The organism is Kitasatospora sp. NBC_00315 (assembly GCF_041435095.1).
GTDB lineage: Bacteria > Actinomycetota > Actinomycetes > Streptomycetales > Streptomycetaceae > Kitasatospora.
This window is the reverse complement of sequence record NZ_CP108025.1, coordinates 3,804,315-3,824,894: the sequence shown is the minus strand read 5'-3', so window position 1 is coordinate 3,824,894 and position 20,580 is coordinate 3,804,315. Positions and strand designations below refer to the sequence as shown.

Annotated in this window: 15 protein-coding genes and 1 tRNA gene; 7 read left to right on the top strand and 9 right to left on the bottom strand. The window is 76.1% G+C overall.

What is annotated here, in order from left to right; translation table 11 throughout:
- Window positions 1-5: 5 nt before the first annotated feature.
- The 4 genes from OG823_RS15510 to OG823_RS15495 all read left to right on the top strand — a co-directional run bounded on the left by OG823_RS15510 (window position 6) and on the right by OG823_RS15495 (window position 3,051).
- Entirely contained in the window at window positions 6-569 is a 564-nt protein-coding gene (locus OG823_RS15510) for a GNAT family N-acetyltransferase (RefSeq protein ID WP_371480130.1), read from the top strand.
- Between the two features lie 119 nt (window positions 570-688).
- Window positions 689-1,411 carry a sensor domain-containing protein gene (locus OG823_RS15505; protein ID WP_371480129.1) on the top strand — a complete coding sequence of 241 codons (723 nt, stop codon included), beginning with the start codon at window positions 689-691 and terminating at the stop codon, window positions 1,409-1,411.
- A gap of 109 nt (window positions 1,412-1,520) precedes the next feature.
- The gene (locus OG823_RS15500) at window positions 1,521-2,282 is read left to right on the top strand and encodes a class I SAM-dependent methyltransferase (RefSeq protein WP_371480128.1); all 762 of its coding nucleotides are present in this window, start codon (window positions 1,521-1,523) and stop codon (window positions 2,280-2,282) included.
- 10 nt (window positions 2,283-2,292) lie between these two features.
- On the top strand, window positions 2,293-3,051 hold the full coding sequence (locus OG823_RS15495) for a tyrosine-protein phosphatase (RefSeq protein ID WP_371480127.1): 759 nt from the start codon (window positions 2,293-2,295) through the stop codon (window positions 3,049-3,051).
- A gap of 18 nt (window positions 3,052-3,069) precedes the next feature.
- Here the strand turns inward: OG823_RS15495 and OG823_RS15490 are convergent, their stop codons facing one another.
- From OG823_RS15490 to OG823_RS15455, 8 genes are all read right to left on the bottom strand, one after another.
- Window positions 3,070-4,131 (bottom strand): hypothetical protein, encoded by a 1,062-nt coding sequence (locus OG823_RS15490; RefSeq protein ID WP_371480126.1) that lies wholly within the window; start codon window positions 4,129-4,131, stop codon window positions 3,070-3,072.
- 502 nt (window positions 4,132-4,633) lie between these two features.
- A complete protein-coding gene (locus tag OG823_RS15485) occupies window positions 4,634-5,437 on the bottom strand; it encodes a hypothetical protein (protein ID WP_371480125.1) in 804 nt (267 codons plus the stop codon).
- 501 nt (window positions 5,438-5,938) lie between these two features.
- Window positions 5,939-6,012: transfer RNA gene (locus tag OG823_RS15480), tRNA-Met, on the bottom strand.
- Between the two features lie 127 nt (window positions 6,013-6,139).
- The gene (locus OG823_RS15475; RefSeq protein ID WP_371480124.1) at window positions 6,140-7,447 is read right to left on the bottom strand and encodes a PrsW family intramembrane metalloprotease; all 1,308 of its coding nucleotides are present in this window, start codon (window positions 7,445-7,447) and stop codon (window positions 6,140-6,142) included.
- A 133-nt stretch (window positions 7,448-7,580) separates the two neighbouring features.
- Window positions 7,581-8,399, bottom strand: a complete 819-nt coding sequence (gene trmB, locus OG823_RS15470) for a tRNA (guanosine(46)-N7)-methyltransferase TrmB (RefSeq protein WP_371484494.1) — start codon at window positions 8,397-8,399, stop codon at window positions 7,581-7,583.
- A gap of 95 nt (window positions 8,400-8,494) precedes the next feature.
- Entirely contained in the window at window positions 8,495-9,730 is a 1,236-nt protein-coding gene (lhgO, locus tag OG823_RS15465) for an L-2-hydroxyglutarate oxidase (protein ID WP_371480123.1), read from the bottom strand.
- Window positions 9,731-9,845: 115 nt separating this feature from the next.
- On the bottom strand, window positions 9,846-11,441 hold the full coding sequence (locus tag OG823_RS15460; RefSeq protein WP_371480122.1) for a TROVE domain-containing protein: 1,596 nt from the start codon (window positions 11,439-11,441) through the stop codon (window positions 9,846-9,848).
- A 507-nt stretch (window positions 11,442-11,948) separates the two neighbouring features.
- Window positions 11,949-13,376, bottom strand: a complete 1,428-nt coding sequence (locus OG823_RS15455) for an MFS transporter (protein WP_371480121.1) — start codon at window positions 13,374-13,376, stop codon at window positions 11,949-11,951.
- A 675-nt stretch (window positions 13,377-14,051) separates the two neighbouring features.
- On the opposite strand from OG823_RS15455, the gene OG823_RS15450 reads away from it, so the two are divergent.
- The 3 genes from OG823_RS15450 to OG823_RS15440 all read left to right on the top strand — a co-directional run bounded on the left by OG823_RS15450 (window position 14,052) and on the right by OG823_RS15440 (window position 17,940).
- The gene (locus tag OG823_RS15450) at window positions 14,052-16,349 is read left to right on the top strand and encodes an asparagine synthase-related protein (protein ID WP_371480120.1); all 2,298 of its coding nucleotides are present in this window, start codon (window positions 14,052-14,054) and stop codon (window positions 16,347-16,349) included.
- A gap of 169 nt (window positions 16,350-16,518) precedes the next feature.
- On the top strand, window positions 16,519-17,034 hold the full coding sequence (locus OG823_RS15445; protein ID WP_371480119.1) for a universal stress protein: 516 nt from the start codon (window positions 16,519-16,521) through the stop codon (window positions 17,032-17,034).
- A gap of 192 nt (window positions 17,035-17,226) precedes the next feature.
- Window positions 17,227-17,940: a DsbA family oxidoreductase gene (locus tag OG823_RS15440; RefSeq protein ID WP_371480118.1), complete on the top strand. Its 714-nt coding sequence runs from the start codon at window positions 17,227-17,229 to the stop codon at window positions 17,938-17,940.
- Between the two features lie 91 nt (window positions 17,941-18,031).
- Here OG823_RS15440 and OG823_RS15435 read toward each other — a convergent pair whose 3' ends face one another.
- Window positions 18,032-20,296 carry a sigma-70 family RNA polymerase sigma factor gene (locus OG823_RS15435; protein WP_371480117.1) on the bottom strand — a complete coding sequence of 755 codons (2,265 nt, stop codon included), beginning with the start codon at window positions 20,294-20,296 and terminating at the stop codon, window positions 18,032-18,034.
- Window positions 20,297-20,580: the final 284 nt, after the last annotated feature.

The window sequence follows — 20,580 nt, the reverse complement described above, 5'->3', positions numbered from 1 at the left end:
CCGACATGGTCCCCGTACAGCTCACCGGCCCGCGTCTGTCCATCCGCGAGTTCCAGCACACCCCCGGCGACGTCGACGCGCTGCACGCGGTCTTCGGCGACACCGAGACCGCCCGCTACCTCCCGTTCGAACCGCGTGACCGGGAGACCTGCGCCGACCAGATCGCGATCTACCTGGAGGAGGCCCAGGCCGAGCCGCGCACCGTCTACCGCCTCGCCGTCACCCGGCACGAGGACGGCGAGCAGGCCGCGCCGATCGGCAACGCCGTGCTCGGCGTCGAGGGCGTGCGGGCCGCGTTCGTCGGGTACGCGCTGCGCCGCGACACCTGGGGCCAGGGCTACGCGAGCGAGATCACCCGACTGCTCTGCGACTTCGGCTTCGGCGCCCTCGGTCTGCACCGCCTCGCCGCCCGGGTCGACCCCGCCAACACCGCCTCCTCCCGGGTGCTCACCAAGGCGGGCTTCCAGCTGGAGGGCCGGATCCGACACGATCTCCACCTGCGCGGCGCCTGGCACGACGCCCTCCAGTACTCGCTGCTGGAGCACGAGTGGACGGCCGCCGCCGGCTGACCCGGGGGTTATCCCCACCCCCGGTCCGCCTGCGGGCCGGATACCCCCGGCGGCCGCGGTTCGGCACATTGGAGGAGTCAGCAGAACCGCAGGGCACCACGAGGGGACCGAGGCCGGCCATGAGCAGCAGCACTCCGCAGCGCAGCGTGTACGACACCCGGGACGACGCTCCGCGCCGGAGCCGAACCGCCGGCGAGCCGTCCCCCGGTTTCTGGCGGGCGCCGTTCAGCGCGGCCTTCCACCGCGAGGTGGGCTTCAGCCTCAGCGGCCTGCCGGTCGCCGTCGTCGGTTTCGTCCTCACCGTCACCCTGTTCTGCCTCGGCCTGGGAACGCTGGTGACCGTCCTCGGCCTGCCCGTGCTGGCCGCGCTGCTGAGCGGTGTGCGCGGCCTCGGCGCTCTGGAGCGCGGCCGGGCCCGGACGCTGCTCGCGCTGGACGTCACGGCCCCGGCCCCGGTCCGCCCGGCCCGTCCCGGCTTCTGGGCCGGCACCACCGCACGGCTCGCCGACGCGGCCGGCTGGCGGGCCGCGCTCTATCAGGTGCTGATGTTCCCCTGGGCGATCCTCAGCTTCGCGCTCACGCTGACCTTCCTGGTCACCGGCTGGGTGGTCGCCGCCTATCCGCTCTACCACTGGGTCTTCGCCCGCTACACCTCGTGGCCCGGCTACCAGGTCTTCGACTTCACCAAGGACGGCCGGCACCACCAGTACTTCGTCCAGTCGCCGGCGCAGATCGCCGCGCTCTCCGCGATCGGGTTCGTGTTCGTCCTCCTCACCCCCGTGCTGGTGCGCGGACTGACCAACGTCAACCGGCTGGCGATCCGCGCTCTGCTCGGCCGCTGACCGCACCGCCCGGCCGAACGGGCCCGATCCCCCGGGGCGGGCCCGTTCGGCCGTGTCCGGCCCGCCTGCCCGGATGCGGGCCGGTCGGCCCCGTGTTCGGATGGCCCGCATGGCCGACCTCGCCGCTCCGGGCCCCACCGCCGCCGCCACCGGGGAGATCCCCGTGACCTCGCGTCCGCTCGACGAGTACTGCGCGCTCTTCGGTCTCACCCGCGCCGCCCTCGCCGCCCTCCCCGGGCCCGTCCTGGACTGCCCCGGCGGGGCTGCGGGCCTCACCGCCGAGGCCCGCGCCCTCGGCTGCCACGTCATCGCCGCCGACCCCGTCTACGCCGCGCCGCTGCCCGCCGTCACCGCCCGGGCCCGCGCCGGACGGGACGTCATGGCCGGAGCGATGCGGGCCGCCCCGCACCTCTACCCCGCACCCCGCCACCTGCCCCACGAGCGCTACCTGCGCAGCTGGGACCGCGCCCGCCGGCTCTTCGACGCCGACACCGCCGCCCACCCGCAGGACTACATCGCCGCCGCGCTGCCCCGGCTCCCCTTCGCCGACCACGCCTTCGCCCTCACCCTCAGCTCCTACCTGCTGCTCGCGCACCCCGAGCACTTCACCCCGCGGCGCCAGCTGGCCGGCCTGCTCGAACTCAGCCGGGTCACCGCCCCGGGCGGCGAGACCCGGATCTACCCCCTGCACGACGGCTCCGGCCGCCGCTGCCCGCACCTGGACGAGCTGCGCTTCGCGCTCGGCGGGCGCCGGATCAGCAGCGAGATCCGGGCCTTTCCCCGCCCCGGCGACGGCCGGACCCGGCGGATCCTGATCCTCACCCACGCCGCCGCCGGGAAAGCACCGGCCGCCCGGCCCGGCGGCGGTTAGCGTTCCCCCCATGGATCTCACCGACCGCGGCCCCGCCGCCGACCACCCCCGCCACGTGATCGGAGCCGACCGGCTGCTGGACGTCCCCGGAGTCCGCAACGTCCGGGACGTCGGCGGACACACCACCACCGACGGGGCCACCGTCCGCACCGGCCTGCTGCACCGCTCCGGCCGGCTCACCGACCTCACCCCCGAGGGTGCCCGGGTGCTCGGGAAGCTGGGCGTCCGCACCGTCGTCGACCTGCGCGACCCGGCCGAGATCGACCGCTGGCCGGACCGCCTGTACGAGCTGGACGCCGTCACCGCCCACCACCCGCTGCTGCCGCAGGACGGCGAGGACCACTACGGCAAGCCGCTCGACGAGGCCTACCGCCTGCTCACCGACACCGCGGCCGCCACCCTGCCGCCCCTGTTCACCCGGCTCGTCGCCCCCGGGGCGCTGCCCGCCCTGGTGCACTGCGCGGTCGGCCGCGACCGCACCGGCATCGTGGTCGCGGTGCTGCTCAGCGCCCTCGGCGTCGCCGACCGGGACATCGTGGACGACTTCCTGCTCTCCAACCTCGGCCTCGGCGTGCTGGACGGCCCGCAGGAGTACGAGGACGCCAACGGGGTGGTCCGGCTCACCGAGGCGGTCGGCCCCGAGCTGATCACCGGGTTCCTGGCCACGGTGCGCGCGCGGTACGGATCGCCCGCCGCCCTGCTGGCCGACCAGGGCCTCGGCGAGGCGGGCCTGGCCCGGCTGCGGGAGCTGTTCCTCGCCCCGGCCTGACGGCCCCGCCGGGCGGGGCTAGCCGGTCGGCGAGCTCTGCTGCGGCACCGCCGGAGCGCCGGCCGGCGGCGCCGCCCCGTCGGCCGGCGCCGTGTCCGCCCGGGCGAGGATCTTCTCCGCCAGCCAGCTCCGGTCCGACCCGTAGGGGATGCCGCCGGGGGCCACCAGCTGCGCCGACACGGTGTCCCGCATCCGCTGCCAGGCGGCGGCCGCGAGCCGGGACGCCAGACCGCGCGCCGCCAGCAGCGCGTGGTACTGCTCGAAGGCCGAGCGGGGGTGCTCGATCGCCTCCAGGACGCTGTCCAGGTCCGCCAGCGCAGGATCGCCCTGCATCAGCGCCAGCGCCTGCACCCGCCGCCCCTCCGTACCGGCGGCGAACATCTCCCGCACCTGTTCGGCGGTCAGCGCCGACCGCCGGGCGGTCGACCGGACCTCGGCGACCACCGCCTCCGGTGTCGCGCCGACGGCCTGCGGCAGCTGCTCCCGAACGGTCTGCGGGTGGTCGGTGCTGCCGCCGAGCAGACCCAGGTGCTGCATCGCGCGCATCCGCAGGTCGTCCGCGCCGACCTTGTCCCCCCTGCGGTCGCGGTCCTGGCCGGCGAGGAAGAGGTCCAGTGCCCGGTCGGCGTCCGACAGCGCCCTGGGCAGCAGCAGCCGGGTGGCCAGCCAGCCCGCGAGGAATCCCAGCACCAGGAAGTACAGCACCAGCGCGGCCGCGAACGGCGCCGTCCCCGGGTCGCCGCCCAGTGCCGGGGCCAGCGCCGCGCCGAGCTGGTGCAGACGGGTGCCCAACGAGCCGAGCTGGGTCAGCCCCACGCCGAGCAGCACCTTGGTCAGCCAGTCGGAGACCTGCTCCAGGTTGGTGTTCGGCAGGTAGGAGGCGTCCTGCCGCGCGCCGACGGCAGCCGGGCCGGGCTGCGCGCTCCCGCCGGCCTGCATCCGGGGCACCCCGAACAGGAAGCCGAGGCCCCCGCCGAGCACCGCCGCCGCGCCCGCGACCACCAGGCCGCCGCCCACCGCCTGCAGCGGGTGCGCCCGTCCGAGCGCGGCGAGCAGCAGACCGAGCAGGCCCACCCCCACCAGGGATCCGGCCCCGGCCCGCCGGGCCCTTCGGAGCCGCTCCGCGCCCCCCGGACCACTCCCGCGCCCTGCCCCCGCCATCGCGTACCCCCTGCGCCGTACCGAGAAAGTCGGGGCGACTGTACCCAACCGCGCGGCGGCGAACCGGGCCGTACCCGAACGAGGTGCGGGCGTGCGGGGCCCGCGCGGGGGAGCGAGCACCGGGGCGCCGCCGGTGGCGGTCCCGGACACGCAGACGGCCCGTGGGCTGCTCCCCGGTACCAGAGCCCGGCGCCGGGCTGCTGGCACCAGGGCACCGGGGATGTTCCGGTGAGCCCACGGGCCGGGTGACTGCTTGGGAATCGCCTGCCGCCGGAGGCCACTCAGGACCTCAACTGCACAGGCAGGGGCGGCTCTAGCGAGCAGCCACCTCACACATCCTGACGGTACTCAACCAGGATCACCTCCTTTCAGTGTGCTGTCACGATAGGCACGGCACCCCGGGGAGGGCAACGGATTAATCTCAGGCGGTCTTCAGCTTCTGCTGGAACACCGAGAAGTCGATCACGTTGTCGGCGGGCGGGGCCTGGACGGTCAGCGGCTTGTCGAAGTCGCTGAAGACCATCTCGCCCGGCTCGGCGCCGGCGGTCTGCTCCAACTTGATCAGGTAGGGCTTCCCCTCGGTGGCGACCTGGATGGTGTTGACCTGGCCGTCCGAGTCGGTCACGTCGAGGCTGATGGTCTTCACGCCGTTGACGTCGCCGGCCTTGCCCTTGACCGCCTTGTCGGTGCTGCCGTCGTCCTCGCCGAGTCCCTTGACCAGGTCGCACATCCCGGCCAGTTCCTCGACCTGCGCGTCGCTCCCGGCGTTGGCGATGTAGCGGCCCTTGAAGAGCTCGGCCACCGCCGCACTGCCCTTGGCGTCGGCGCCCTCCTTGGCGGCCATCGACTTCCAGAAGGCCGCGTCCGGCTTCAGCCAGCTCTGGGAGCCGGTCCTGATCAGGTCGATCGTGCCGTCGGCGCCCAGACCGATGGTGCCCGCGCAGTCGCCCTTCTTGTCCGCGGCGAGGCTGATGGTCATCTTCTTCCCCTCGACCGTCATGGTGCCGTCGACCTTGAGCGAGGCGAGCGCGGTCATCGCGGCCTTGGCCTGCTTCTCGATCTCGTCCGCACCGAGGGTGTCGACGGCGAGCGAGGAGGCGCTCGGGCTCGGCGCGGCCGCCGCCCCGCCGCCGGCGCCCGTCGTGGTGCTGCCGCCGCACGCGGTGACACCGACCGTCAGAACCGCGCACGTGACGGCGGCGTGCGCAAGGCGCTTGGAGAGCATGGGTTTTCCTTCTCGTTCAGAGACATCGGCGGTCACCGCGATCGGGTGACCGGATCCGACGATCATTGTGCTCGGCCCCGGTCGGCGCGGCGGGCGGTTCCCGAAGGGCGTTACCCGTTCGTACTGTGACTGATGAATGGCCCGCCCCACCGGGCGCCGTTCGTGCCGGCGGTGCGTCGGAACATGGTCGGTGTGCGATCTCCGGCGGTCCGTCCGTGCGCTCGGCGGCCGGTCACGGCGGCCATTGCGGCGGCTTTCCCGCGGGCGTTCCGGAGGGCCGCCGTGGTCGGATCCGTGCCGCGTCGCGGGCTCCACGGTCGAAAGGGTGGGTGCGTCCGGACGGCCCGAGTGAGCCGGGCCGGAATCGGTGAGCGGAATCGGCGAGAGGAAACGGCGAGCGGCATCGGCGAGCGGAATCGGCGAGTGCGCCGGGGTGGAATCCGCGAGAGACAGCAGAAAGGCCCGGCAGAAGAAATCTGCCGGGCCTTCTGTGCTACTGAGTAGCGGGGACAGGATTTGAACCTGCGACCTCTGGGTTATGAGCCCAGCGAGCTACCGAGCTGCTCCACCCCGCGTCGGTGAACACCACACTACGTGGATGCCGCCCGGATGGGAAATCGGTTCCCGCGCCCCGGCGCGGGCCCGGCCCGTGCGGTTCGGGGCGGGTGCGGTTCGGGTCCGCGCGGTTCGGGTCCGTGCGGTTCAGCGCGGGTGCGGGCGGCCCCGTCCGGCGGGTGGGCGGCGGGCGGTGCGCACCCGCGCCCACACGGCGAAGGAGACCAGACCGGCGAAGCACGGCACCATCAGCGTCCCGTACACCAGCAGGAAGCCGTGCGTGCCGAGGCCGGCCGCGGCGTTCCAGGTGCCGTGCAGGGCCATCGCCAGCAGCAGCCCGCCCGGGGCGGCCAGTCGGCCGGCCCAGCGGCGTCCGGTGGTCAGCCCGAGGGCCAGGCCGAGGCCGGTGAGGGCGGTGAACAGCGGGTGCGCGAAGGGGGAGAGCAGGCCGCGCAGGACGAAGGTCTGGATGGTGTCGTCGAAGTCGCGCAGGCTGGGTGTCCCGCCGAGACCGATGCGGTCGAGCCGCTGCTGCTGGTCGTCGTTGAAGGCGCGGCCCAGGTACAGGGCGTTCTCGGTGAAGGCGAAGCCGCAGGCGGTGACGCCGCCGAGGACCATCCCGGCGGCCAGCGTGCGCGGGCGTGAGCGGGCACGCTGGTGGGCCTGGGTGAGCGGGTGGGGCCGCAGGTACGGCAGTGGGCGCAGGTAGGGGCGCAGGCGCAGACGAGGGCGGGCGTTCACCGCGCTGCGCAGGCGGGCGTACGCGCGGGGGCGCGGAGCGCCGTGCGGGCGGCCGGGGCGATGGCCGCGCTGCTGGAGCAGGGCCGCGCAGGGGCGGTCGGTGCGACATCGGAGCCGGCGGCGGACCGGCAGCAGGATTAGCAGCAGGGCGGCGCCCTTGGCGCTCTCCTCGATCAGCGGGGTGGCGAAGTCGGCGCCCAGGGTCTCGCCGCGCAGGCCCTGGTGGGCGAGCAGGAAGTCGCCGGCCCAGCCGTTGGCGAGGAGCGCCACCGTGGTCGCGGCGCTGGTCCCCCAGGCGAGGCAGAACAGCAGGTGCCGCAGGGGCACCCGGGCGGTCTGGTTCAGCCAGGCCAGCGCGCCGAGGACGAAGGGCAGCGGCAGCAGGGCGAGGGCCAGGCCGACGAACAGGCCCGCGGTGCCGGTCTGGCGCCGGACCAGGTGCACGATCAGCACCGCACAGCCGGCCAGGACCAGGACGGTGCCGGCGGTGACCGCCGCCCCGGCCGACAGCGCGGGGTGGCGCAGCGCCGGACGCCGCCGGGGAGCGGCGAGGACCGGCGGCGCGGGCGGGGAGGCGGCGGGCAGTCGGGGACGTGCCCCGCGCGTCCGGGGCCCCGGGATGGTCCGGGTGCCCGCGGTGCGCGTGGACGGGTCCGCGGCGTTCGGGGCGAGGGCCGCCGCGCGCACGGATCTGCCGGGGGACGGACCGCTCACGCGGCACAGACTAGGCGACGGTCCCCGCCGATGGGGAGGCCCTTCACACGATCCGTACCGCTCCGGTGACTGCGAGTCACCGGAGCGATCGCCTGGGCGAGATCCGGGGCGGGCGAGGGCCCGCCCAGCGGTGTCAGCGGCGCCGGAAGAGCAGGTCGTGGACGACGTGGCCCTTGGCGATCCCGGCCCGTTCGAACTTGGTCACCGGACGCCAGTCGGGCCGGGGCGCGTAGCCGGGCACGCTGCCGGCCGGGTGGTCCCCGGGCTCCGTCCAGCCCGTCCCGTCGCCCTCGGGGTGCAGGTTCTCCAGCTCGGGGGAGGCGGTGAGCACCTCCAGCATCTGCTCCGCGTACGGCTCCCAGTCCGTCGCGCAGTGCACCAGCGCACCGGGCGCCAGCCGGGGCAGCACCAGGTCGAGGAAGGACGGCTGGACCAGTCGGCGCTTGTGGTGCTTGGGCTTGGGCCACGGGTCGGCGAAGTAGACCCGCAGGCCGGCCAGCGAGGCGTCCGTCAGCATGTCGCGCAGCAGGATCACCGCGTCGCCGGCCGCCGTGCGCACGTTCTGCGAGCCGGCCCGTTCCAGCAGCTGCAGCAGGTTGCCGTGACCGGGGGTGTGCACGTCGGCGGCGAGGATGCCGCGCGCGGGGTCGGCGGCGGCCATCGCGGCCGTGGTCTCGCCCATGCCGAAGCCGATCTCCAGGGTGACCGGAAGGTCGCCGAAGAGGTCGGGGAGCGAGAGCGGGCTGCCGTCGATCGCGATGCCGTACCGCTCCCAGCCGCGATCCAGCGCGCCGGCCTGGGCGTTGGTCATCCGGCCCCGGCGCGGCTGGAAGCTGCGGATCCGCCGCTCGCTGTGCTGGGCCTCGGTTGCCCGGTGCGGATACATCGGCGCGGGATACCCGGCCGGTGCGGCGGAGAGCCGGACGGAGGGCGAGGGCGAGGGCTGGGGAATGGGGGCGGTGGCAGTCACAATCGCCCCAGTCTACGGGGGCCCGGCCGTCGCCGGGCCGGCCCCGGGGCACTGTGACGGACCTCCCTCGCCACCGGTCAGCCGCCCGCCGCGAGCGCGGCCAGCGCGCGGCGGGCCACCTCGCGGCCGATCGGCAGCGAGGCGGTCGCGGCGGGTGAGGGGGCGTTCAGCACGTGCACCAGGCGCCGGGTGGAGGACGGATCGCCGGGGTCGAAGCCGGCGAAGGCGAAGTCGTCCAGCAGCGAGCCGTCCCGGGCCACCGCCTGGGCCCGGACACCGGCCGCGGACCGCACCAGGTCGGCGGCCGTCACGGCGGGCAGCAGCCGCTGCACGGCGGTGGTGAACGCGCGCTTGGAGAGCGAGCGGTGCAGCTCTCCGATCCCGTAGCGCCAGTGCCGGCGGGCGATCCGCAGGCTGCCGGGGAAGGCGAGGGTCCGAGCCAGCTCGCCCACCCGCAGGGTGCGCCGGTCGTACCCCTCGCGGGCCAGCGCGGGCACGGCGTTCGGCCCGACGTGCACGTCGCCGTGCACGCCCCGGGTGAGGTGCACCCCGAGGAAGGGGAAAGCGGGGTCGGGCACCGGGTAGACCAGGCCCCGCACCAGGGCCCGGCGTTCCTCGACCAGCTCGTAGTACTCGCCCCGGAACGGCACGATCCGTACCCCCGGATCGTCCCCGGCCAGCCGCGCCACGCTGTCACCGTGCAGCCCCGCGCAGTTCACCAGCACCGCGCAGCGCAGCTCCCCGGCCGAGGTCCGCACGGTGATCCCGTCCGGTCGGCGGGCGACCGCCCGCAGTTCGGTGCCCGGCCGCAACTGCGCCCCGGCCTCCTCGGCCAGCCGGGCGTACGTCCGGGCGACGGCCGGGAAGTCGCAGACGCCGGTGGTGGCCACGTGCAGCGCCGCGAGGCCCGCGACCGCGGGCTCGTGCTCCGCGATGCCGGCCGGGCCCAGTTCGGTGACCGGGATGCCGTTCTCCCGGCCGCGTGCGGCCAGCGCGTGCAGCCGGGGCAGCTCGGCCCGTCCGGTGGCGACGATCAGCTTGCCGGTCACCTCGTACGGGACGCCGTGCTCGCGGCAGAACTCCACCATCTCGGCGGCCCCGCCGACCGCGTACCGGGCCTTGAGCGATCCCGGCCGGTAGTAGACACCGCTGTGGATCACCCCGCTGTTGCGGCCGCTCTGGTGGGTGGCGAAGGCGTCCTCCTTCTCCAGCACCGCCACCCGCAGCCCCGGCCTGGCCCGGGTGAGCGCGTAGGCGGTGGAGAGGCCGACGATGCCGCCGCCCACCACCAGTACGTCGAAGTCGTACGCCATCCCTGCTCCTTCGTCGGCCGCCGTCTCTGCGCCGCCCCGCCGTTCGGCCGAGGCCGGGGAGTCGGGCCCGGCGCCGCCGATGCTGCCACGGCCGCCGGGGCCGGTCGAGGGTGCCTCACCGGCCGGACGAGTGCTCCCACGGCCAGCCGACGCCGCCTCGGCCCGACTCCAGGATCGGGATCAGGCGGAACGCGGCGTCGCTCAGCCCGCCGAAGGTGTGCCGGTTGGTCGCACCGCCCGAGGCGGCGTGGGCGGTGCGGTAGCCCGCGAGGTTCCAGGTGTAGACGGGGACGGCGGCCGGGACCGCCAGGAGGGGATCGCCACCCCACCGGCCGGGCCCGGCCTGTTCGTCGGTGATGACGACGACCCGGTCGTGGGCCCGGTAGTGGGTGCGGACGGCCTCGGCCGTCGCGGTGCCCCCGAGGTCGCCGAAGCGCTCCAGCACGCGGAGCACCGGCTCGCCCCGTCGCACCTCGACCACCTCGCTGGTGGAGCCGAACTGGACCAGGTCGGCGTCGCCGGCCCGGATCTTCAGCGCCGTCCCGAAGATCGCCGCCGAGTCGGCCCGGTTGAGTTCGGTCCGCTCGTTCGGACGGTCGAACATCGACCCCGAGCGGTCCACCAGGATCAGCGTGCGGCCGGGCAGCGCGGGGACGTTGGCCAGCGAGTGCGCCAACGCGCCCTCCAGCGCGTGCCCCCAGCGCAGCGACGGCGCGTGCCGGTACGCCGCCAGGTAGCGGAACGGGAGCTGACGCGAGCGCGCCACCTCGGCCTTGTCGCCGATCCGCTTCGCGACACCGGCCGCGCAGGCGTCCGAGACCCCGGCGAGGTCGAAGTTGCGCAGGTTGCGGACCAGGGCCATGGTGCCCATCGACGGGATGACCGCCTCCCAGACGGCCGCGTCCAGCGGGCCCTGGAGCCAGCCGGCCAGCGCCTCCCAGGTCAGGCCGGCGTCGGCGAGCCGCTGTGCGCCGCCCTCGCCGGTCACGGCGGCGCGGCGCTCGGCGACCGGCAGATCGAGCAGCTCGCGGTTGGCGCACAGTATCCGGGCCGAGACCGGCGGTGCGGCCGTCCCGGGGTGGTGCCGGCGGTCCAGGGCGTACGAGAACAGTTCGCCCTGCCACGGCTTGGCCGGGTCGGGCGAGGGGTGGGTCAGCTCCAGCACGTCGCCGAAGCGGTAGCCCCTGGACCCGGTGTCGTACTTCAGCAGCGCCCGGGCGTCGTACAGGCGGCGGACCGCGTCGGCGACGCCGCGCTTGAGCGGCTGCGGCAGGCTCCGGCCGTACCGCGAGGTCCAGTACGCCAGCAGTTCGCCGGGCTCGTCGGGGCGCTGCAGGACGGCGTCGACCACCTGGCGGGAGAAGCCGGGGGCCTTCGCGTCGAGCCGGGCCCGGGTGAACTCGGCGGCGCCGACCAGCGCGGCGGTGCGCAGCTGCGCGCCGTACCGCAGCCAGCGGAGCAGCCCGAGGGTCCACTCGGGCTCGGCGACGGCCAGTTCGCGGACCAGGGCGGTGTAGCGGTCGTCCCGCTCGCCGGCCTTCTCGTAGAAGGTGTCCCGGCCGACCGTGTTGGCGACGGCGAGCAGGAGGAGTTCGGACTTGCGGTCGCGCAGGAATCCGGTGCCGCCCTGGTGGTTGACGACCTGCTGCCCGGTGGTGGTCACGGGTGAGGACGGCGTCGGGCGGGCCGAGCGGATGTTGAAGCGCGACATGGCGGGAACTCCCCTGCTGAACGAAGAAAGCGGAGGGAGGCACGGCGGAGCGGAGGTGCCCGAGGCCGTCGGAAGAGGCGGCGGTGCGGAACCGCGTTTCGACGCGCCGGTGAAGGCGCTCCGCGAGGCGACCGCCGCCCGCGCACCGGGCACCCCGGCGCCTGTGCCTCCCGAGATCCGGTTGGCGGCGGTGTTTCGCGGATTCGAACCGCAGCGGCCCGAGGGCCGCCCTGCCAAGAAGTAACCGCTGCCGACGCACCGGGAGGTGCGGAAAAGCTGTTCGAATGAATGTCCAGAGATCAACGGCGGCTGAGGTGACGTAGCTGCTCTGCCACTGAGCTACACCGACCCGGGGTCGGTGACGGGACTCGAACCCGCGGCCTGCCCATTCGAAGTGGAAGTAACCTCTGCCTGCGCACCTGGACAGGAACGACGATAGCCAGGTGCTGTTCGCCCCCGCATCCGAATTACCCGTGGCCCCGCGTACCGGGGCCGCCGGACCGCCCGCTACGCGGGGGCCACCAGCATCGACCGCGCACGCTCCGTCAGTTCCCGCACCCGGCGCTCGCCCTGGTACGGCTCCAGCCGGCGGAGCATCTCGACCACGTACTCGCGGCTGCGCTGGGAGGAGATCCGGCCGGCCACCTCGATCGCCCGCTCACCCGCCGCCACGGCGGCCTCCAGATCGCCGGCCTCGGCCTCGGCCATCGCCGAGACCACCAGTCGCAGGCCGTGCGAGCGGACGAAGCCCTCGGTGGGCCGGGCCAGCGCGTCACGGGTGAACTGACGGACCTTGGCGGGCACCCCCAGGTCGCGGAAGCACTCGGCGGCGTCGGCGGCCAGCCGGTCGTAGGCGTAGAAGTCGATCCAGGCCGGATCGCTGTCCCCGGCGCGGGCCCGCTCCAACGCGTTCTCCGCGGCGCCGAGCGCCGTCGCGCACGCCGCCGCGTTGCGGGCCTTCGCCTGCGCCCGGGCCTCCACCAGGTGGAAGAAGCTCATCGTCCGGGCCGTGGCCAGGCCCCGGTTGCGCTCCAGGGCGGCCTGCGCGAGGTCCACCGCCTCCTCCGCGAAGCCCCGGTAGCCGGCCTGCAGGCTCATCGACGCCAGCACGTAGCCACCGAGCGGTACGTCGGCCGCCGCCCGGGCCAGCCGCAGCGCCTGGATGTAGTACCGCTGCGCCGCCTCGTGCTGACCGGTGTCGAACGCCATCCAGCCGGCCAGCCTGGTCAGTTCGGCCGTCGCGCCGAACAGCGCCCGCCCCACCGCGTCGCTGTACGAGGCGAGCAGCAGCGGCGCCGCCTCCACCCGCAGGCACTCCGGCACCATCGAGGAACGCCAGTCCCCGCCGCCGTACTTGGAATCCCAGCGGCGGGCCTCCTGGGCGGCCTCGCGCAGCTTCAGCGCGTCCGAGTGGCCGACCCGGTAGGAGGCGAGTTCGGCCGTGCTGCGCGGCGCCTCGCGGGCCACCGAGCCGTCCGCCGGGGTGATCAGCCAGCGGGAGACCGGTGTCGCGTACGCGGAGACCGAGAAGGTCCCGGCCAGGCTGTCGCTCCAGCGGCCGCCGCCCGGCCCGCGGCGCAGGTCGAGGTCCACCCGCCACAGGTCGGTGGCCGAGCGGACGGCCTCGGACACCTCGCGCGGGAAGGCCAGCCCGAGTTCGGGCGTGGGGTCGGTGTCGCCGAGACCGATCTCCTCCAGCGGGACGGGACGGCCGAGCTTGCCGCTGATCGCGGTGGCGATCAGGTGCGGTACCGGCCCCTGCGGCACCATGCCCTTGCTGACCCAGCGGGCGACCGAGGTCTTGTCGTAGCGAAGCGTCAACCCCCGCTGGGCGCCGAGGTCGTTGACCCGTCGGGCCAGGCCGGCGTTGCTGATCTGGGCGAGGGTCAGAAGAGTGCCGAGCCGTTCGTTCGGTCCTCGTGGGCTGACGGTCATGGTGGCGGCGGCACCCCCTGCGACGTTGTGCGCGGCGCCCGGTGAGGGACCGGGCAAAAGCTGCTGCACCTAGAGTAGTCGGACGCGTTCCGAGGGTTAAGGGCTCGCATTCCGGATGGCGGGATCGCGCACCCGCCGTGCGCGGACGCGGGCGGGCCGGTGCGGTGCGGGACCGTCCGTTTGTGTCCGTGCCGGAGGGCCGTGCTCCGGTCCGGTGCCGATGTGCGCCCGCTCGTGCCCCCTGGTCCGAGGGGCAGGTGGGCGATTCATTGGTGCCGTGGGTCGGCCCGCCGTCGAGGACCCGGCGGGCCGGGGGAACCGCCGTCTTCATCCCCGCGGGCGGCGGTGGAGTCCGGGAGGGCATGCGGATGCCCTCCCGGACCGTACGACGCCTTTCGGCCATCCTGCGATGGCCATGACAGGGCGGTGGGCGAGCGGCCCGGACCACGGAGGGGAGGGCCCGGGCCGCCCGGTCGCTCCTCGCCCGCGCGCCACGCGAATTGACTCCCGCACCTGCGGTCCCCACCGGGCCGTCCGGTGGCACGATGGCATCCGGCGGTGCGCCGGGCGGGTGGCCGAGGACGGCTTCCGTGCGCCCCGGGTCGGGGCCGGGCCGGTCCTGCTCCGGCCGGCCGGAGCGCCGCCGTGATGAGGTCCTCGTCCGGTGGAGGCGCGATGCGGTGGCTGACTGGCTGGAGCGGCAGTGCGCCGGGGGCGGGTTCACCGGCGCACGAGGCGCTCGACGCCGTGCGCCCGATCGCCGCGCGACCCCTCTGGGCCGGTCCCGACCCGCTCTGGGCGGTGGGCGACTGGCGGCCCGAGGAGATCCGGCTGGTCACCCTGCGCCCGGGCGCCCCGGCGGCGGTCACCACCGGGGCCGCCGCGCCCGACCCCGCCCCGGACACCCCCGCCACCACCCGGCTCGCCGTCCTCGGCCACTGCGGCGCCTCCGACGCCGAACTGGCGGCCGGTCTGGCCGCGGCCCGCGGCGGCGCCGTGCGGCACCTCAGCGCCTGGCCGGGCAGCTACACCGCCGTCCTGCGGGCCGGCGCCCGCAGCACCCTGCTGCTGACCGACCTGGCCGGCGCCCTCCCGGTGTTCCACACCCCCTGGTGCGGCGGCACCGCCTACGCCACCGCCGCCCTCCCGCTCGCCGACCTGGTCGGCGCACCCCTGGACATCGGCCACCTGGCGGCCCGACTGGCCTGCCCGGAGTCGCCGGAGGCGCTCGGCACCGGGACGCCGTACCTGGGCGTCCAGCGGGTGCCGCCCGGTCATGTGCTGGCCGTGCGCGGCGGGCGGCCGTACACCGCGTCGTACGACGAGCACGGCGGGCCGGTGCCGCGCGGCGAGGCGCCGGCCGTCCGCGAGCTCACCCGGGCGCTGCTGGAGGCGGTGCGCTCGCGGGTCCGCACTCCCGCCCCGGCGGCCGGGTTCGCACCGGAGCCGGGCCCGGCGGGCGGCCCGGAGCCGACCCGGCGGCCGCGCCTGGGCGTCGACCTCTCGTACGGGACGGCCTCGGCCACCGTCGCCCTGCTCGCCGCCGCCGTGCCGCTCGCTCCCGCGCGCGACCCGGCGACCTCCGGGCGCGAGGGGGGCGGCCTCGAACCGGCCGGCCGGCCGAGGGGCGCCGGCCGGCTCCGGCCCGTTCCCGGTCCACGCACGGTGGGCCGCGACGCCGGCGAGGGGTCCCGGTCGGGCGCGACCAAGGGCTCCTGGGCCCGGTCGCCGGTCCAGGAACGGCACGTCCAGGAGCGGCCCGGGCAGGAGCTGTTGGCGGCGGTCACCCTCGGCGAGACGGTCGGCCGGGCGGGTCTCGCCGATCCCGTCGTGCCGACGGCCGGGGGCCTGATGCCCGACAGCTCCCGGGTGCGGCACACCCTGCTGCCGGCCAGCTCGCGGACGCTGCCGTTCGCCGGGGCGGGCGATCCGCTGGCCGGGCGGCTCACGGACGAGCCCGGCCCCGAACTGGTGGTCGCCGCCGGCGCCGAGGCCCGCTTCGGCGCCGGCGGCGCCGACCACCTCACCGGCTACGGCGCCCGGCAGGTCCTGGACGGCCATCCGGCCCGGCTGGCCGACCTGATCCGGGCCGGCCGCCCGCGCGAGCTCCTCCCGCCGGTGGCCGCGCTGGCCGGCGTGGACCGGGCGGCGGCCGGGGTCCTGGCCGGTGCGGTGCGCACCCCCGTGACGGTGCTGCGGGCGGCGCACCGTCTGTCCCGGGTCCGGTACGCCGACGCGCTGGACGACGCGGCGGTCCGGCTGACCGCCCGCAGGACGGCCGCCGAGGCGGTCACGGCCGGCGCCGGCACCGCCGACGGTCTGGCCTGGTGCCTGCCGGGACCGGCCGCCCGCTGGCTCTCCGACGAGGCCCTGTCGGCGGTCGCGCTGCGGCTGCGGCTGGCCGCCCGGGGGCCCGCGCCCACCGAGCCGCCCGGCGCCCGTCGGGCCCGGCACGCCCTCTACCGGCACGCCGCCGCGTACCGCACCCTGCTGCAGGCCACCGAGCAGCCCGGCCAGCGCCTGCACGCGCCGTTCCTGGACAACCAGGTGGTCCGGGCCGCCCGGCTGCTGCCCGACGAGGTCCGGTTGCAGCCCGGAGCCCGGCACACCCTGCTGCACGCCGTGCTCACCGGCGCCGGCCGCACCGACCTGCCCGCCGACTGGGGGCGCGGCGCCCGCCCCGACCGCATCGGCCCGGCCCGGACGGGCCTGCGGCTGGCGGCGGACGGGATCGCCGAGCTGTTCGACCGGTCGATGCTCGCCGAGGCCGGGCTGATCGACCTGGCGGCCGTCCGGCGGAGCCTGCGGCCGGCCGGCGACACCGTCCTGCCCCCGGGGACCCTCGCCGGGCTCGCCGACCTGGTCGCCACCGAGCTGTGGCTGCGCCGGATCCGGGCCCGCCGGCACGGCTCCTGCTGGACGGGCCTGCCGACGGCCGAACGCACGGCCCTCGCGGCGGTGCGTTTCGGCTGACCCCGCGCGGCGCGGCGGCCGGGACGGCGACGGGCGGGATCATCAGGGGGCGGCGCCGTCGGCGGGCCCCGGGCGCTGCCGCGGGCCGCCCGCGCGGCCCGACCCCGCCCGCAGACCCCGCCCGCCGATCCGCCCGCCCGCCGATCCGCCCGTCGTCCCTGGAGCCGTGGTGACCAGCTCGGACCCGTCCGCCCCCGTCCTGACGGTGACCGGCGGCCCGCCGCCGCCCGACGCGCCTCCCGGCGTTCTGGCCGCCTGCGACGGTTCGGACGGCTCGCTGTGGGCGCTGGACCGGGCGATGACCGAGGCCGAGCTGTTCGCCCTGCCGCTGTACGTGCTGGCCGTCGTCAACCCGTCCCCGGCCGGCTACCCGCCGGGGATGGCCGACCTGGTGCGGGAGAGCGTCGAACAGCTGGTCGAGAGCACGGCGGACGGCCTGCGGCGCTCGGTGGCCGCCGTGCAGCAGGCCCGACCCCGGCCGTACGCGGGCGAGCCGCAGCTGCACGTGGTGCTGGGCAACGTGATCGAGGTGCTGCTCGCGGCCACCGCCGACCAGCACACCCTGGTGGTGGGCACCCGTGGCAACGGGGGGTTCTCGCGGCTGCTGCTCGGCTCGGTCAGCACGGCGGCGGTGCACCACGCGGGCTGTCCGGTCCTGGTCGTGCCACCGCCGCCGGCCGCCTGAGCCGTCGAGTCGTCGGCCGCCTGAGTCGCCGGGACGTCGATTCGCTGATCCGCCGAGTCGCTCCCGGACGGCTGCGAAGGGCGGTGGGGCGGTGGGGCCGGTGCGGGCGGCGGGGCCGCCGGTGGGGAATGGGCCGGAGCGGTCGAGTGTTCAACCTTCAACCGTTCCCCGCACTTCAGGAGCCCGTTCGTCATGAAGGTCGAGATCTACTCCGACATCGCCTGCCCGTGGTGCTACATCGGCAAGCGCCGCTTCGAGCAGGCTCTCGCCGGCTTCGCCGGCCGGGCCGACGTCGAGGTGGTCTACCGGCCGTACCAGCTCGTGCCGGACGCCCCCGCGACGGCCACCCCGCACCGTGCCTGGCTGGCCGACCGCTACGGGCCGCAGTCGGTCGCGATGGACGACCGGGTGACGGAGCTCGGCCGGGCCGAGGGCATCACGTACGACTTCGACGCCGCCCTGCACGCCAACACCTTCCTGGGCCACCGGCTGCTGCACCTCGCCGAGACCGAGTACGGCGCGGGCGTGCAGGGTGAGCTCAAGGAGGCCCTGCTCAAGGCCCACTTCAGCGACGGCGTGGACATCGGCGACCGGGCGCGGCTCACCGAGATCGCGGTCGCCGCGGGCCTCGGCCGCGAGCGGGTGACGGCCTACCTGGCCGGTGAGGAGGGCGCGGCGGAGGTCCGCGCGCAGCTCGACGAGGCCCGTGACCTGGGGATCAGCGCCGTGCCGACCTTCGTGTTCGAGGGCAGGTGGGCGGTCCAGGGCGGCCAGGACGCCGCGACCTTCCGCCAGGTCCTGGAGCAGGTGGCCGCCGACATCGCGAACGACCCCGCGACCGTCCCGGGGCAGGACACCGCCGCCCCGGACGCGGACGCCTGCGCGGACGGCGCCTGCGCGGTCTGAGGACCGCCGCGCGGCGGGTGCGGCCGCCGGACGGTCGCCGCGCACGCCGCGGCGCCGGCCCGGCCTGACGGCCCGACCGGCGGCGCCGGCCTCACCCGCAGCTGAAGCGGGCGTTCGCCCAGTCGGCCACCACGGTGCCGGACCACGGTCCGCGCACGGGCGTCACCACGAGCCGCACCGAGCGGCGACCGGCCAGTGCGACGTGCACGGGGACGGGCGCCCGGCCGGTGCTCAGTTCGCCGGACGTCCACAGCGTGCCGCCGTCGGCGTCCAGGACCGAGAAAACGGCCCGGCCGCCCTGCGGTGTGAGGTCGTCCAGACCGGCGACCGCGTCGAAGGACCGGCATTCGCTGTTGAGGTCGACGGTGGTCGTGGTCGGGGCGTGCACGGTGAGGCCGTGCTTGTACCGCGTGCCCCCCATCCAGACGCCGTCGCGCTGCCAGAGCCACCCACCGCCGTGCCGGATGCTCGGACCGGGCGAGGGCGCCCGGTCGCCGCCCGGAGTGCGGTACGGGAGGGTGTCCGCCCAGAAGTCCGTGGCCGCCGGTGGCGGCGCGACGACCGGGGGCGGCGGCGGGGCGGTCGAGGCGGGCGGCGGTGTGCTCCGCGCCGCTTCCGGGGTCGGACTCGGAGCCGGAGAGGGTGTCGGACTCGGCGAAGGTGTGGGGCCGGGCCGGGGCGTGGTGACCGGGCGAGCGGGGCGGGGAGTGGGCCCGGGCGTCGGGCCGGACACGGGCGTCGGCCCGGGCGCGGGCCTCGCCACCGGCGACGCGCTCGGAGCCGGGAGCGGCGGCGGCACCGCGGCCGGCGCGGCCACCGAGGGGGAGGACACCGCCGGCGCCGCCACCGGCGGGGCGGACTCGGGCGAGCCGGCCAACGCGTAGGCGGCGACGGCTGCCGCCGCCATCGCGACGGCGGCCGCGATACCGGCCTTGGCCGCCAGGCCGAGGCCCTCACCGGCGACCGCGCCGCCGCTGCTCGCGCCGCCGCTGCTCGCGCCACCTCCGCTCGCGGCGGCCCCGCTCGCCGCCGCGCCGCCGGCCACCGCCGCGGAACCCGCGGCAGCGCCTCCCAGGACCGCTCCCGCGCCGGCCGCGGCCGCCGCGGTGCCGAACCCGCCCACGCCGACCCAGACCAGCACGCCGCCGGGCAGCAGCGCCCGCAGGCCGTGGTTGATCTCCGACAGCTCCAGACAGGCCGCGGTGCAGCGGTCGCACTCCTTGAGGTGCTTGCCGACCTCGGCCGAGGCGCGCTTGCGCAGCGACCCCCGGGCGTACGCGCCGAGCCGGTTGGCGTACGCCTCGCACCCCTGCCGCTGGCTGCCCGACACGTGTGCCTGCAGGAAGGCGGCGGCGAGCCGGTCCCGGGCTCGGTGCGCCTGGACGGCGGTGGCGTTCGCGGTCTTGCCGAGCATCACCGCGACGGTCTTCGGCGACTCCCGTTCGACCTCGGTGTGCCAGAGCACCACCCGGTCGTCCTCGGGGAGTTCGACGAAGGCCTGCATGACCATCCGCTGGTCGGCCATCGCCATCGCCCAGGCGTCCGCACCCGGGTCGGCGAGATCCAGCTTCGCGGCGGTGGCCGAGGACTGTGCGAACACGCCGAAGTCGTCCACGAGTTGCTCGCGCCGCTCGCTGCGCCCCCAGGCCGCCGCGACATTGCGCACGGCCGTCAGCAGGTAGGCGCGGACGGCGAACTCCGGCCCCTTGCCGGCTCGCAGGGCCTGCAGCGTACGGGCGAAGACCTCGCCCGCCAGATCCTCGGCGGTGAAGCTGTCACGGCAGCAGGTGCGGGCGTAGCGCCGCACGGACTCGGCGTGCCGCCGGTAGATCTCCTCGTACGCCTCGTCGTCACCGGCCCGGACCAGCGCCGTCAACTCGGCGTCGGACGGCGGTCGCTCGCCGTCCACCGGATCGGCGGGGGCCGGTACCGTCGGCCGCCCAGGGCGCCGGTCGCCGACGAACGCCGCCGCACTGACGCTGCCCTGGCCCGCGCCGGCCTGGCCGGGCACCCGTCCGGCGGGCATCGGCCCGGTGAGTGACTCCCTGCGGGGCGCGCCGCCCTGGTCCGGTACCTGCGCGGGCAGTTGGCCGTGGAAGGGGCCGGGCGGCGGGGTGTCCGCGGGGACGGCGGGCGGAAGCTCCGGCGGGCCGGGCAGCGGGCCGGAGCCCTGGCCCGGGAGATGGCCCGGGAGATGGCCCGAGGGCTGACCCGGCGACCGGTCGGGGCCGGCGGCCGGCCCGCCCGCCCGTGCGTCCCCCGCGGCCGGTTCACCCGGCGGGTCCTCGGAGCCGCCCGCGCCGGAGCCGCCGAAGTCCAGGCCGAAGGTGTAGTCGTTCTGTTCCTCGGCGCTCACCGTGGCCCCCAGTGCTGATGACGGTCCCCGTGCCGGGGCGGGGCGCTCGGGAGTGCGTGGGCGCATGGCAGCGGCCCAGGCGCCGACGGCGGGTGAAGGGCGCGCATCGGGACATTGGCTCCAACCACGGCCAAAGGATGGCATAGCGCAGAGTGCAGTGGTAGCCGGATCGGTGACGGCCCACTCTTCCGAGGGGCTGTCACCACCTGTTCCGGTGCGCCGGACCGCGCCCCGGAACACCCGTCCGGCCGCCCGGCGCGGCGGCCGCCGCGCCGCAACTCACC

Bases quoted from the DNA above. Each gene is read 5' to 3' on its own strand.
- OG823_RS15510 (WP_371480130.1), top strand. From the start codon at position 6: ATGGTCCCCGTACAGCTCACCGGCCCGCGTCTGTCCATCCGCGAGTTC.
- OG823_RS15500 (WP_371480128.1), top strand. From the start codon at position 1,521: ATGGCCGACCTCGCCGCTCCGGGCCCCACCGCCGCCGCCACCGGGGAG.
- OG823_RS15455 (WP_371480121.1), bottom strand. From the start codon at position 13,376: ATGACCGTCAGCCCACGAGGACCGAACGAACGGCTCGGCACTCTTCTG.
- OG823_RS15450 (WP_371480120.1), top strand. From the start codon at position 14,052: ATGCGGTGGCTGACTGGCTGGAGCGGCAGTGCGCCGGGGGCGGGTTCA.
- OG823_RS15460 (WP_371480122.1), bottom strand. From the start codon at position 11,441: ATGTCGCGCTTCAACATCCGCTCGGCCCGCCCGACGCCGTCCTCACCC.
- OG823_RS15505 (WP_371480129.1), top strand. From the start codon at position 689: ATGAGCAGCAGCACTCCGCAGCGCAGCGTGTACGACACCCGGGACGAC.
- lhgO (WP_371480123.1), bottom strand. From the start codon at position 9,730: ATGGCGTACGACTTCGACGTACTGGTGGTGGGCGGCGGCATCGTCGGC.
- OG823_RS15440 (WP_371480118.1), top strand. From the start codon at position 17,227: ATGAAGGTCGAGATCTACTCCGACATCGCCTGCCCGTGGTGCTACATC.
- OG823_RS15485 (WP_371480125.1), bottom strand. From the start codon at position 5,437: ATGCTCTCCAAGCGCCTTGCGCACGCCGCCGTCACGTGCGCGGTTCTG.
- OG823_RS15495 (WP_371480127.1), top strand. From the start codon at position 2,293: ATGGATCTCACCGACCGCGGCCCCGCCGCCGACCACCCCCGCCACGTG.